Genomic DNA, 11,946 nt, shown 5'->3' on the forward strand with positions numbered 1-11,946 from the left:
GGAGCAAGCTCCCTCGCCACAGGTACAGTGTTCGCCCTTAACTGACTGGCATTAGGGCGAACCCCCTGCCTCCTATTGGCCGTCCAGGTCATGCAGTTGAACCTGCAGTGCCCGTTCCAGCTCCAGCATGAGCTTTTCCAGGGATTTGACCCCCGTTTCGATCACTCGCCGATCATCGTTGCGCGAGCAGGCCTGCTCCAGTGTTTCGCACTGCCCGGCCAAGGCATTGGCTTGGACGATGCGTGCGGCCCCCTTGATCTTGTGGGCCTGTTCGATGATGTCGGTGGATGAAGCCTTGCGATCCAGCAGCGCAATGAGTGCCTGACGATCATCAACGCTGCTGGTCAGCAGTTCTTCGAGCAGGCGTCGACTCAATTGCGAATCCCCTCCGGTCAGCGCGTCCAGGCATCCCAGGTCCAGCTGCGGGCTCGTGGGTTGGGGGATGATCTGTGCCAATTGCCGCTCCAGCACGGTGAGGCTGATAGGTTTGAACAGGCAGTCGTCCATGCCCGCTTCCATGCAGCGTTGTCTTTCCTCCGGTTGTGCATTGGCGGTAAACCCCAGTACCACGCAGTGCGCCAACTGTTCGCGTTGCTCGTACTCACGGATGGAACGGCTCAACTCGTAGCCATTCATGATGGGCATGTTGCAGTCGGCGATCACCAGGTCGAACTGTTCCTGGCGCCAGGCCTGGAACCCGGCGGCACCATGCTCGGCGGCAGTGAATTGATGGCCCAGGTAGCCCAGTTGCTGGCACATCAGCAGGCGGTTCGCCGGATGGTCGTCTACCACCAGCACATTGAGCACCGGGGTGGAGGCCGGCTTCGCAGGCGTGTGCTCACCTTGGGTGGTGATCGGATGCAGGCGCGGCATTTTCAGGCTGATGTGCACCTGGGTGCCGACCATGGGCACGCTGCTCAGGCTCAGTTGGCCGCCCATCATCGCGCAAAGGCTGCGGCAGATCACCAGGCCCAGGCCGGCACCGCTTCTGGCCAGGTGCCCGGAATTATCGGCCTGGGCGAACGGCTCGAACAGACGCAGTTGGTCGTCCCGGTTGATGCCGATACCGGTGTCTTCCACGACCAGCTTCACGTCGACCTGTTCCTGGGTCTGGCTCGGTTGCACCTCCACCTTGATCTTCACCTGCCCATGTTCGGTGAACTTGATGGCGTTGCTCACAAGATTGGACAACACTTGCTTGAAGCGCAGCGGGTCTATGAGGACTTCGATGTCGTTCAGGTCGGGCTTGAACTCCAGTAGCAGGCTGAGGGTTTTCTGGCGCGCAAGACCGTCAAACACGCGTACCACGGACTCGATCACCTCGCGCAGATTGACGCGTTCCGGCGCCAGGCTCAGACGGCCGGACTCAATGCGCGCGATGTCGAGAATGTCGCCTATCAGCTCCAGGAGATCCTTGGCCGAGTTGTAGGCCACTTCTATCGCCGGACGGTCGAGATGCCCTTGGTCGGCCCGCTTGAGCGTCAGTTCGAGCATGCCGATCACGGCGTTCATGGGGGTGCGGATCTCGTGGCTCATGGTGGCAAGGAACGTGCTTTTGGCGCGGTTGGCCTCGTCGGCGCGCTCTTTGGCGGCGCGCAGTTCATCGAACAACTGACGCCGTTCACTGATGTCGATCCAGCCGCCGATGATGCCCTGGACTTCGCCAGTGGAATCGCGGTAGGGCAGGATCCAGTGGTAGATCGTCAGCTTCCTCTCCTCGATATGCAGGGTGCGGTCCAGAATCAATGGATTGCCCTCAGCCACCACCCGCAGGTAGTCGGCATGGTACTGCGCTGCTTCGGGCGCCAGGGCCATGCTCATCTGGGTCACGCTTTTGCCGATCACGTCCTCCCGCTTGACGTCGAAGGTCTGCAGATAACTGTCGTTGCAGGTTTGCAGCAAACCATTACGGTCGCGTACATAGATGGGGTGTGGTGTTTCGTTGACCAGCGCGCGCATGAACTCGAACTGATCGTTGAGGGCGCGCTCGGTCATTTTTCGTTGCCTGATCTGGCGCCGCATGTAGGCATTCCAGGCCAGGGAAATCAGGAGCAGCAAACCGGTACCGATGACGATCCTGGCAATCAGTTGGTTGTAATTGCGCCAGTAGCTATCGGATTCGACCGTGTAGCCACGCCAGCGACTGTTGATCACGCTCATTTCATCCGGGGCGATACTGAGCAGCGCTTTGTCGAGGATCGAACCCAACTCGGTGGCATGGCGCGAGGTGGCCAGCGCGAACGTCGCCGGCGTTGTGCCGATACTGGTGGTGATCTGCAGCTTGCCCTGGAAAACCTTCGAAGACAGGAAATAGTTAGCGATCAACAGTGTGTTCACAGCGCCGTCCACTTGCCCTTGTGCAAGCAACTCGGCTGCCCTGAAGGCATCGCCGGTTTCCACCAGTTGAATCTGGGGAAAGTCCTTGCGCAGGGCCTCGGCCAGCGGAGTGCCCAGGGTTATCGCCAGGCGCTTGCCCGCCATCTGCTCCAGGTTCAGCGGTGCTCCGGGCTCTTTGCGGGTCAACAGCACATACGAATTTTCCAGGTAGGGACGGCTGAAATTCAGCTGCGCCTCGCGTTGGTTACTCGGCACAATGGCCCCGATCATATCGACTTTTTGCGTGGCAACCTGCGCGATCATATCGTCGATTTCACGGCCGCGCTGCACCGCAAAACGCAAGCCGGTCCGCAAGCGAATGAGTTCAAGAAGGTCGGCGGTGATGCCGCGAAAGTTGCCTTCCGCATCGAAGAAGGTGAGCGGGGCAAAGGTTTCATTGACGATGACGGTTACCACCGGGTGCGCCTTCAACCAGCGTTCTTCGCGCGGGGTCAGTTGCAGTTTCTTGTCGGTCAGCAAGATATCGCTGCCGGCGCTCCAACGCTTGGCGATGCTGTCCCGTTCGTTGATGGGCACAGCCGCCAGCACCGTGTCGACAATGCTCAGGAGAACGAGGTTGTCGTGGCGCAATGCAAAGCTGAAACCATAGGCTTCATGCTTGCCGAAATTGGCCATGCGGATGTTTTTGAGGTAGCCCTTGTTAATCATGAAATGCGTGGAAATCGTGTCGCCAAGAAAAACATCCGCCTGGTCGAATGCCACTGCATTCAGCGCATTTTGATAAGAGGGGTAGGTGTGGATATCTGCCTTGGGGTACAGCTTCTCCACTTCATCGAGCGGCAGGTAATGATAGACGAGGCTCAAGCGCAGCCCTTCAAGGCCATCGCTGAGACTACGGGTTTCCCCCTCGCGAGTGACCAGTACCGGCTGGTCCACGGCGTAAGGTGCCGACAATCTGAGATTGGGGTTCGCGGCCTCAAAGCCATTGGAGGAGCCCAGCAAATCGATGTCGCCAGCCTCGAGGGCTTGAATGGCGGCCACCCGGGTAGGGTAGCGCAGGACCCTCACCGGTATGGCCAGTGCCTTGGCCAGCAGGCCTGCATAATCTGCGGTAAGGCCTTCGTAATCGCGACCACTGGAGGTGAGGTCGAACGGCGGGTAGTCAGGCGCGGCAGTACCCAGGACCAGTTCGCGCTTGTATTGCAGCCACTGGCGCTGGGTCCTGTCCAGTTGAGTGTCCAGTTGAACGATTCCGGCGCGGCTCAGTAAGGTGAGGTGTTGCGGGTTGGTGGAGTCGTCCGCAAGCACGGTAGTGCTGAAGTACAAACCGGCACTCAATATGATCAAATAGTCCTTGATACGGCTGGGCATCCGTTTTCTCACACTAGCGCGTTTCGTTTTGCCATCTCGATGAGCTCGACTAAAGACTGAGCTTTTAGTTTTTGCATTAGTCGCTTTTTATAAGTGCTGACTGTTTTGTTACTCAGGAACATGCCCTTGGCTATTTCTTTGTTGGTGCGGCCTTGTGCAAAAAGTTGCAAGACCATGAGTTCTCGGTCGTTAACTGCCTTGAACAAGTCCAGCTCCTGCGTTTCCATACCTTCCGCTCCATTTGCATTCAATGCCTGGCTGGGGAAGTAGTTGTATCCGGATAGTACGGCGCGGATAGCACTTAGTAGTTCACTCAGGTCGCCTTCCTTGCAGACGTAACCGTCCGCACCCGAACGCATGCAGCGCGTGGCAAACAGCGTCGGGCATTGGGCGGTAAGCACCAGAGTTTTCATCGAAGTGTTCATGGCATTGAATCGGCAGAGAACTTCGAGGCCGTCAAGTTTCGGAATGCTGATATCCAGGATTACCAAGTCCGGCAGGCATTCGCGGACCATTTGTATGGCGTCGCATCCGTTATCCGTTTCTCCAACGACTTTGTAACCTTCATGTTCCAGTAACATTCTGATGGCGAGCCGTATGACGGGGTGGTCGTCGATAATAAAAACGGTGTTCATAATCACATTCCATGCAGGTGCAAATAAAGCGTTCACATTAGCGCAGAAGAAGAGGCAGCAGCATGAAGCGTGGGGGGGACAAGCGCAAAACAGGAAGTTTCCTACATAAAGAAAGGTATAGGCCTACGAGTAGCTAGGTAATTGTGACACTAAGTGTGTGTGTTTTCAGGGCAGTTGGCGTAGCCAACGGTCACGGGTATTTTGCGACAGCTCTCACCTTGTTTTTCGCGATTGCTAAGGTTTAAATTCCTACACTTATAATGATTAAGTTGAATTCATTAAACTCGCAAGTTCAGCTTTGTTTAACGGCTTTGATAAACAACCCAGGAGTGGCAGATTGCGCTGCGCAGCTTGTGCGGTCAGTTTGAGCAATTCCGTGGTTGGTAGCCCGCTCAATAGAATCGCTCGCATAATGAACTGACCACGGCTGGCGATTTCTACCAACTCAAGTCCGGGCAGATCGGGCAGGCATTGGTCGCATAACATCAAGTCGAAGGGGAATTCAGACTGGGTCATGGTGCGTATGGCCTGTTCGGCATTTTCGACGGGAGTGAGTTGGTGGAAACCGAAGCTTCTAAGCAAGCATTGGGTGGCGAGGAGTTGAAAAGGGTGATCCTCCACCAAGAGAATACGAAGGGGATAGTTGGGCATAGAGAGTACACAGTGAGTCAAGCGTCGATGGGAGCGTAGGAATTGCTCGTCTTGTCTGCGATGGCGCGCGTGATTATTCCTCGGGAATATGTACGAATTCGATCAGGCCGCTCTGTTCCCATCGTAGGGCAATTCGTTTCAGGCAACAGGGCGACTCGATCGAGTCGTTATTGAGGGCTGGAGCGCCCGGTCATCTCTCGCGCCATCTCGGTGGCATAGCTGTCGGTCATGCCGGCGATGAAATCGATCATGCGCAGGAACGAGGCGTGCAATGGCCAGGCAGGGTCCGGCGCGCTGTTGCCCAGCAAGTCGAGAATGCGCCGGTGCTTGAACGACGGCGTACGCCCGCCGTGCTGCTCCAACGCCGCACCGCAAAAAGCGTTCAGCAGAATTTCCAGGGTGGTGTAGGCGCCGATTTCATGCAGGGTCTTGCGTTTGTCCTGGAAGATTTTCTTGCGCGCCATGTCCTTGGCATCCAGTACGCAACGCTTCGCCGGACCGTGCATATGCTCAACCAGGTCGCCAGGCAGGGTGCCGGCAAGCAGGGCGTCCTGTTGTTCGACAAATGCGCGCGCCGCTGCGTTGGTCAGGTGCTCGATGGCCTTGCCGCGCAGGATCGCCAGCTTGCGCCGACGGGAATCCTGCGGGCCCAATTGCCGATACGTCTGCGGCAGGTCATCACCCACCAGGTCGAGCAGCAGTGACTCGACTTCGGCGTACTCCAGCAAGTCCATCTCCAGGCCATCTTCCAGGTCAATCAGCGCATAGCAGATGTCGTCGGCGGCTTCCATCAAGTACACCAACGGGTGGCGGGCCCAGCGTTGCTCCTCCAGTTGAGGCAGGCCGAGTTTATGCGCGATCTGTTCCAGAATCGGCAACTCGCTCTGGTAGCAGCCGAACTTGTGTTTCTTGTAGCCCAGCGAGTCCGCGTGGCGGGCAGTCCAGGGGTACTTGAGGTAAGTGCCCAAGGTGGCATAGGTCAGCCGCGTGCCGCCGTCGAATTGATGATATTCAAGCTGGGTCAATACGCGGAAACCCTGGGCGTTGCCTTCAAAGTTGAGGAAGTCATTGCGCTCGGCGTTGCTCATGTCATCCAGCCAGCCGCGCCCGGCGGCCTGCTGGAACCAGTGGCGAATGGCGTCTTCGCCGGAGTGCCCGAATGGCGGATTGCCGATGTCATGGGCCAGGCAGGCCGATTGCACCACCATGCCCAAATCGCTTGGATCGCACCAGTCGGGCAGGGCGCCGCGCAACGTTTCACCGACGCGCATGCCAAGGGAGCGGCCCACACAGCTGACTTCCAGCGAGTGGGTCAGGCGCGTGTGGATATGGTCATTGCTCGAAACCGGATGCACTTGGGTCTTGCGGCCCAGGCGACGGAAAGCGCCGGAAAAAATAATGCGATCATGGTCTTTGTGAAAAGGGCTGCGGCCCAGCTCTTCAGGGCTGTGCAGGGGCTTGCCAAGACGTTCGCGGGTCAGCAGGGTAGGCCAATCCAAGGCAGGTACTCTCCGTACGGTGAATGACACCTGCAGCTTCCCGTTTCCGCGCGGGCGGGGCAAGCGGAAATCTTCAGGTCGACAGCGGCTGATAACAGGCGCTGACCGCCGTTGCGCAGTTGCCCGGCGGTCAGGTTGTAGCGTGGGACCAGCGAGCGGGGCTTATTTTCTGCGAGAAGCGCCTTGCATGGCCAGTTTGATCAGCGGGATCAACCCTGCCCCCAGCCGCACCAGGCGCGTCACGCTGCTGATGCTGCCGCCCTTGGCGCCCTTGCCGGTAAAGAACCCCATCAGTGTCACCGCCGCCACGCCCCACAGTGGTGCGTGCTTGATGCCCAGGCTGTCTTGCCAGTTGTGACGCAGGTCGCGCACTTTGTGCAGCGGCGCCATCAGTTGCTGGGACTCGTGACGAATTTCCTGACGGTGCATTTCCATGCGCAGGCGGATCAACGCCTTGCGCATCTCCCGACGGGACGAGTTTTGCGGGATTTCAGGCAGGCTCATGGCAGCAGGCGCTCCCGGTCATTGGCCAATTCTTCGAGGGTGGCGTGGAAGGGTGTGGACTCATCGAACACGGCCGCCTTCAAGCGTACCCCGCAGAATGCTGCGGCCAGGCTGTAAAACACGCACAGACAGATGATCCCGGTCAGGCGGTAGCCGGTGTCCCATACCAGGATCATCACCAACGTCGATAGGCCTACCAATAACAGCAGGGCAAACACTAACGCCAAGCCGGCAAACAGCAGCAAGCTGACCGTACGTGCCTTCTGTTCCTGTAACTCGATGCCAAACAGTTCAACATGGCTGTGCAGTAAGCCGAGCACGGCAGCGCCCAGGCGGCGGGAAGTGGTACCTGCGCCCTTTGACGAGCTGAATTCGTCGATAGCCATGATATTAGCGCCTGGTAGCCAGCAGACCGATCAAAAAGCCCACGCCCGCCGCAATGCCGACAGACTGCCATGGGTTGGCCTGCACGTAATCTTCGGTTGCGGTAATGGCCGCCTGCCCGCGCTCGCGCAGGGAGTCTTCGGTCAATTGCAGGGTTTCGCGGGCCTTGAGCAGACTTTCGTGGATCTTGGTGCGCAGCTCATCGGCCTGGTCACCGGCCAGGATGGCAGTGTCGTCCAGCAACCTTTCGGTATCGCTGACGAGGGTCTGAAAATCCGCCATCAGTATTTCTTGAGCAGTCTTTGCTGTTTTGCCGGCCATGGTTATCTCCGTGTGTGGCTGTTCTGTACGTGTGGTTTCGAGTCGCCGGGTTCGCCGAAGGTTCACTGCGATTGTGTGGTACAGCTTTTGCTTTGCCTTGGTGCGCATGCCCTGGGGCCTGCGCTGAATCCGGGCGGTCTAGGTGAAAACCTTGAAAAACCTTACCCTAATTAACTGAAACTCGCGCAAATACCCCGTCGGGGAGCGCCGGTTGTGTTGATCGCTGCGCTAAAGCAGTTCACGTCCTCTGAAGAACGACGGCGGCTTTGGTGACAATTTGGTGCGAGCAACCCGGCTTGAACCGCTTTGGTGCTGTTTGCCTTACCGCAGGCCTGCCAACCTCCATGGAAAATCTGCAAAGTGCGGTGGACACCCTTGTCCATAGCTCCAATACCCTGTTCATCCTGATTGGCGCGGTCATGGTCCTGGCCATGCACGCCGGTTTCGCCTTTCTGGAAGTCGGTACGGTGCGCCAGAAGAATCAGGTCAACGCGTTGTCGAAAATCCTCAGCGACTTCGCGATCTCTACCCTGGCTTATTTCTTTATAGGCTATTGGATCTCCTATGGGGTCAGCTTCATGCAGCCGGCGGCGGTGATCAGCGCGGATCATGGCTACGGCCTGGTGAAGTTTTTCTTCCTGCTGACCTTTGCCGCCGCGATCCCGGCGATCATTTCCGGGGGGATTGCCGAGCGCGCGAAGTTCGCGCCGCAGTTGTGCGCGACGGCATTGATTGTGGCGTTCATCTACCCGTTCTTCGAAGGCATGGTGTGGAATGGCAACTTCGGTATGCAAGCCTGGCTGCTCGCGACTTTTGGCGCCAGTTTCCATGACTTCGCCGGGTCCGTGGTGGTCCATGCCATGGGCGGCTGGCTGGCGTTGGCGGCGGTGCTGTTGCTCGGCCCGCGCAACGGACGTTACCGCGAAGGGCGCCTGGTGGCGTTTGCTCCCTCGAGCATTCCGTTCCTGGCGCTGGGCTCGTGGATCCTGATCGTGGGCTGGTTCGGTTTTAACGTGATGAGCGCGCAAACCCTCAATGGCGTAAGCGGTCTGGTGGCGGTCAACTGGTTGATGGCAATGGTCGGCGGCACCGTCGCCGCGCTGGTGATCGGCCGCAATGACCCCGGCTTTCTGCACAACGGCCCGCTGGCCGGGCTGGTGGCGATCTGTGCCGGTTCCGACCTGATGCATCCGGTGGGCGCGTTGGTCACCGGCGTGGTCGCGGGGGGCTTGTTCGTCTGGTGCTTCATGGCGGCCCAGGACCGTTGGAAAATCGATGACGTGCTGGGCGTATGGCCACTGCATGGCCTGTGTGGGGTATGGGGCGGCATTGCCTGCGGCATCTTCGGGCAGACGGCGCTGGGTGGGTTGGGCGGTGTGAGCCTGGTCAGTCAGTTGATCGGCACCGCCCTCGGCGTCGCCGTGGCGCTGGGTGGCGGCCTGCTGGTGTACGGTGTGATCAAGCGCGTGTGCGGGCTGCGCCTGAGCCAGGAAGAGGAGTATTACGGGGCGGACTTGTCGATCCACAAGATCGGCGCGGTCAGCCAGGATTGATCGGCGCGCCGGTTGCCCAATGTTGGGTTTAGAATGGTGGCGTGTTTTCCATTCGAGTTGATTTGCCATGCTTCCTGAATGCCAGCTGTTCGGCACCCTGGGTTGCCATCTGTGTGAAATTGCCGAAGCCGAAATCATGCCGCTCGTCGAACACGGGTTACTCGTGGAGCTGGTGGATATCACTGATCCCGACGACTTGACCGAGGTGTACGGCCTGCGGATTCCGGTGCTTAGACGGGTGGACACCGGGGCTGAACTGGATTGGCCGTTCGACACTGACCAAGTGGTTGCTTTCCTGCGCTGACGTTTTAGGCCATGGCGGGTTTCGCAATATTACGTTACTGTATGTTTGTACAGCGATTGAATAGAGGGAACGCCCGTGGTGAATGTCGAACAACTGAAAAGCAGCGTCAATCGCATGTCCGCCGACGTCGTGCGCGATGCGGTGAGCGAGCTGCGCCTCGATGGCCTGGTCACGGAAGGCAAGACGCCCTTCAACAAAGTGCATTTCAATACCTGCTTTGCGGAAATCGAGGCGCTGTTCCAGCGTGCCGGTTATCACAAGCAGTTGGACGTGGTGGGTTACCAGGGCTTGCTCTACGCCCTGTACGATTCTGGCCGTTGGGAGGCCGTAGACGTACTGCGCTGGCTCAAGGAGTTTACCGAGGCGGCGAGCGCTTCGAAGGTTTTGCGCGCGCAATTGGTCAAGGCCTGAGATCTCTCCTAGGCTCAATCCCGCGCCATGCGGGATAATGCCCGCCTGTTTATTCCAGGCTTTGAGCATCTGCATGTCCACTCCCGGTTTTTCCCCGTCACAGCACCAAGCCAGCACCTTATACCTGCCGCCTGGCCCGTGGGCGACGGTGCTCGATTGCCTGTGCGATCATTTCCCGGCAATCGCCCGTGAACACTGGCTGGACCGCATTGCCCGTGGCCGGGTGCTGGATATCAACGGTCGCCCCATCCGCCTGGACCTGGCGTACAAGGAAGGCCTGTGCATTTATTACTTTCGCGAAGTGCCCAACGAGAAAGTGATCCCGGTACAGGAAACCATCCTGTACGCCGATGAACACTTGGTGGTGGCCGACAAACCGCATTTTCTGCCGGTGACCCCCGCCGGCGAATACGTCGAACAAACGCTGCTGCGCCGTTTGATCCGGCGTCTGGACAATCCCGCCCTGGTGCCCCTGCACCGCATCGACCGGCATACCGCAGGGCTGGTGCTGTTCTCGGCCAATCCCGACAGCCGCACGGCCTATCAGCAGCTGTTTCCCACGCGGCGCATCGATAAATTCTACGAAGCCATTGCTCCGGCGTTACCTGGCCTGACCTTCCCGCTGGTGCACAAGAGCCGGCTGGTGGACGGCGAACCGTTCTTCCGCATGCAGGAAGGCCCCGGTGCCAGCAATACCGAAACGGCGGTGGAAGTGCGCGAGAAGCACGGCGATTTATGGCGCTATGGCCTCTTCCCGGTCACCGGCAAGAAGCACCAGTTGCGCGTCCACATGACTGCGCTCGGGGCGAGCATCTGCAATGACCCGTTCTATCCCAACGTGATCAAGGACGCGGTGGACGATTACGCCAACCCGCTCAAGTTGCTGGCCCAGGGCGTACGTTTCATCGACCCGGTCAGCGGCCAGCAACGCACCTTTCGCAGTGAAATCACCCTGGACTGGTAAACGCCATAAACAACAAGGCCCGCGCGAGGCGGGCCTTGTGTGCAAGCGATGGCTTACAGGTCTTTAACGGTACGAACCTGATCTTTGTTGATACGGGTGTGTTTGCCGTCCAACTGTTCGAATTCGTAGAAGCCCGAATCTTCATCGAATTTCGGGGTGTCGACGGCCTGGATTTCGCGACCGTCATTCAGGGTGATCACTGTTGGCGAAGCGCAACCGGCGAGGGTGGCGAGGCCCAGTGCAAGCATGAGAGCGGCGATGGTCCGTTGAGTCATGAGTGTGTCTCCGAGAGAATACTTTTGAAATGCTGACCTTGTGACGTGTGCAACGCCGGCAAAGTTCCTGATGCAAGGCTCATTCTGACACGCCAGCCTGTGGGTGCAACAGCTCGGGGGTATTAAGATTGGCCAGGCGCGGGTCATCGGTGGCGCATTCGAGCGCCACGCCACCCAGTTGCAGGAAGATTTTCCGCGGGCTGCGTTCGCCCGCTTGCCAGGCTCGTTCCACTTGTTCTTTCAGGACGGTGGGGAGGATGCAGAGCAAGGGTTCCCAGAACTCGCCGTGGCGAATCATCACCGGAACCTGCGGGTTGCAGCGCGCTGTGGCACGCAAGTCGGCCAGCAGTCGTGCATCGATGCGCGGCACATCGCAGGGCAGGATCAGCAGATGCCCATGGCGTGCGGCGAACAGTCCCGCGCGGATGCCGGCAAGTGGCCCGGGAAAGTCCGGGCTATCGTCGCTCACCAGTTGGTCGGCATAGGGCGCATACCGCGCGTGGTTGCGATTGCACGAGATGATCAGGTCGTCCGTCAGCGGCCGCGCCAGGCGTTGCAGATGCGCAATCAAGGGCTCGCCGCGCCATTCCAGCAGCCCCTTGTCCTGGCCGCCCATGCGTTGGCCACGCCCACCGGCCAACAATAAAATCGAGCAAGGCAGGGGTGACGATTCAACAGACATGGCGGTTCCGCTGCGGCATGGAAATAGGGGCCTGTGATATAACATCGGGCTGTTC

Annotated in this window: 13 protein-coding genes; 4 read left to right on the forward strand and 9 right to left on the reverse strand. The window is 58.8% G+C overall.

Going from position 1 to position 11,946, the window contains the following annotated elements; all coding sequences use genetic code 11:
- Window positions 1-72 precede the first annotated feature (72 nt).
- The 7 genes from C4J91_RS08580 to C4J91_RS08610 all read right to left on the reverse strand — a co-directional run bounded on the left by C4J91_RS08580 (window position 73) and on the right by C4J91_RS08610 (window position 7,702).
- Window positions 73-3,708 carry a transporter substrate-binding domain-containing protein gene (locus C4J91_RS08580; protein WP_124361925.1) on the reverse strand — a complete coding sequence of 1,212 codons (3,636 nt, stop codon included), beginning with the start codon at window positions 3,706-3,708 and terminating at the stop codon, window positions 73-75.
- 8 nt (window positions 3,709-3,716) lie between these two features.
- Entirely contained in the window at window positions 3,717-4,343 is a 627-nt protein-coding gene (locus C4J91_RS08585; RefSeq protein WP_124361926.1) for a response regulator transcription factor, read from the reverse strand.
- 264 nt (window positions 4,344-4,607) lie between these two features.
- Window positions 4,608-4,994, reverse strand: coding sequence for a response regulator (locus tag C4J91_RS08590; protein ID WP_124361927.1), 387 nt, complete (start codon window positions 4,992-4,994; stop codon window positions 4,608-4,610).
- Between the two features lie 167 nt (window positions 4,995-5,161).
- A complete protein-coding gene (locus C4J91_RS08595) occupies window positions 5,162-6,493 on the reverse strand; it encodes a deoxyguanosinetriphosphate triphosphohydrolase (protein WP_124361928.1) in 1,332 nt (443 codons plus the stop codon).
- Between the two features lie 162 nt (window positions 6,494-6,655).
- Entirely contained in the window at window positions 6,656-6,997 is a 342-nt protein-coding gene (locus C4J91_RS08600; protein ID WP_124361929.1) for a hypothetical protein, read from the reverse strand.
- Window positions 6,994-7,383, reverse strand: a complete 390-nt coding sequence (locus tag C4J91_RS08605; protein WP_124361930.1) for a phage holin family protein — start codon at window positions 7,381-7,383, stop codon at window positions 6,994-6,996. The genes C4J91_RS08600 and C4J91_RS08605 overlap by 4 nt, the downstream gene beginning before the upstream one ends.
- 4 nt (window positions 7,384-7,387) lie before the next feature.
- Window positions 7,388-7,702: a YqjD family protein gene (locus C4J91_RS08610; protein WP_124361931.1), complete on the reverse strand. Its 315-nt coding sequence runs from the start codon at window positions 7,700-7,702 to the stop codon at window positions 7,388-7,390.
- 344 nt (window positions 7,703-8,046) lie between these two features.
- Here C4J91_RS08610 and C4J91_RS08615 point away from each other — a divergent pair, with 344 nt between their 5' ends.
- From C4J91_RS08615 to C4J91_RS08630, 4 genes are all read left to right on the forward strand, one after another.
- Entirely contained in the window at window positions 8,047-9,255 is a 1,209-nt protein-coding gene (locus C4J91_RS08615; protein WP_124361932.1) for an ammonium transporter, read from the forward strand.
- Between the two features lie 67 nt (window positions 9,256-9,322).
- Window positions 9,323-9,559 (forward strand): glutaredoxin family protein, encoded by a 237-nt coding sequence (locus tag C4J91_RS08620; RefSeq protein ID WP_124361933.1) that lies wholly within the window; start codon window positions 9,323-9,325, stop codon window positions 9,557-9,559.
- 75 nt (window positions 9,560-9,634) lie between these two features.
- A complete protein-coding gene (locus tag C4J91_RS08625) occupies window positions 9,635-9,970 on the forward strand; it encodes a transcriptional regulator (protein WP_124361934.1) in 336 nt (111 codons plus the stop codon).
- A gap of 73 nt (window positions 9,971-10,043) precedes the next feature.
- On the forward strand, window positions 10,044-10,934 hold the full coding sequence (locus C4J91_RS08630) for a pseudouridine synthase (protein WP_124361935.1): 891 nt from the start codon (window positions 10,044-10,046) through the stop codon (window positions 10,932-10,934).
- A 53-nt stretch (window positions 10,935-10,987) separates the two neighbouring features.
- Here the strand turns inward: C4J91_RS08630 and C4J91_RS08635 are convergent, their stop codons facing one another.
- Both C4J91_RS08635 and mobA read right to left on the reverse strand, forming a co-directional pair.
- Window positions 10,988-11,209, reverse strand: coding sequence for a YgdI/YgdR family lipoprotein (locus C4J91_RS08635; protein ID WP_124361936.1), 222 nt, complete (start codon window positions 11,207-11,209; stop codon window positions 10,988-10,990).
- Between the two features lie 79 nt (window positions 11,210-11,288).
- Complete coding sequence (gene mobA / locus C4J91_RS08640) at window positions 11,289-11,891, reverse strand: molybdenum cofactor guanylyltransferase MobA (RefSeq protein WP_124361937.1); 603 nt, start codon at window positions 11,889-11,891, stop codon at window positions 11,289-11,291.
- Window positions 11,892-11,946 lie beyond the last annotated feature (55 nt).

It is taken from the genome of Pseudomonas sp. R3-52-08 (genome assembly GCF_003851745.1).
Taxonomy (GTDB): domain Bacteria; phylum Pseudomonadota; class Gammaproteobacteria; order Pseudomonadales; family Pseudomonadaceae; genus Aquipseudomonas.

Excerpts from the sequence above, each read along its gene's own strand:
- C4J91_RS08635 (WP_124361936.1), bottom strand. The coding sequence starts at position 11,209 with ATGACTCAACGGACCATCGCCGCTCTCATGCTTGCACTGGGCCTCGCC.
- C4J91_RS08585 (WP_124361926.1), bottom strand. The coding sequence starts at position 4,343 with ATGAACACCGTTTTTATTATCGACGACCACCCCGTCATACGGCTCGCC.
- C4J91_RS08610 (WP_124361931.1), bottom strand. The coding sequence starts at position 7,702 with ATGGCCGGCAAAACAGCAAAGACTGCTCAAGAAATACTGATGGCGGAT.
- C4J91_RS08605 (WP_124361930.1), bottom strand. The coding sequence starts at position 7,383 with ATGGCTATCGACGAATTCAGCTCGTCAAAGGGCGCAGGTACCACTTCC.
- C4J91_RS08580 (WP_124361925.1), bottom strand. The coding sequence starts at position 3,708 with ATGCCCAGCCGTATCAAGGACTATTTGATCATATTGAGTGCCGGTTTG.
- C4J91_RS08615 (WP_124361932.1), top strand. The coding sequence starts at position 8,047 with ATGGAAAATCTGCAAAGTGCGGTGGACACCCTTGTCCATAGCTCCAAT.
- C4J91_RS08630 (WP_124361935.1), top strand. The coding sequence starts at position 10,044 with ATGTCCACTCCCGGTTTTTCCCCGTCACAGCACCAAGCCAGCACCTTA.
- C4J91_RS08590 (WP_124361927.1), bottom strand. The coding sequence starts at position 4,994 with ATGCCCAACTATCCCCTTCGTATTCTCTTGGTGGAGGATCACCCTTTT.
- C4J91_RS08620 (WP_124361933.1), top strand. The coding sequence starts at position 9,323 with ATGCTTCCTGAATGCCAGCTGTTCGGCACCCTGGGTTGCCATCTGTGT.
- C4J91_RS08600 (WP_124361929.1), bottom strand. The coding sequence starts at position 6,997 with ATGAGCCTGCCTGAAATCCCGCAAAACTCGTCCCGTCGGGAGATGCGC.
- mobA (WP_124361937.1), bottom strand. The coding sequence starts at position 11,891 with ATGTCTGTTGAATCGTCACCCCTGCCTTGCTCGATTTTATTGTTGGCC.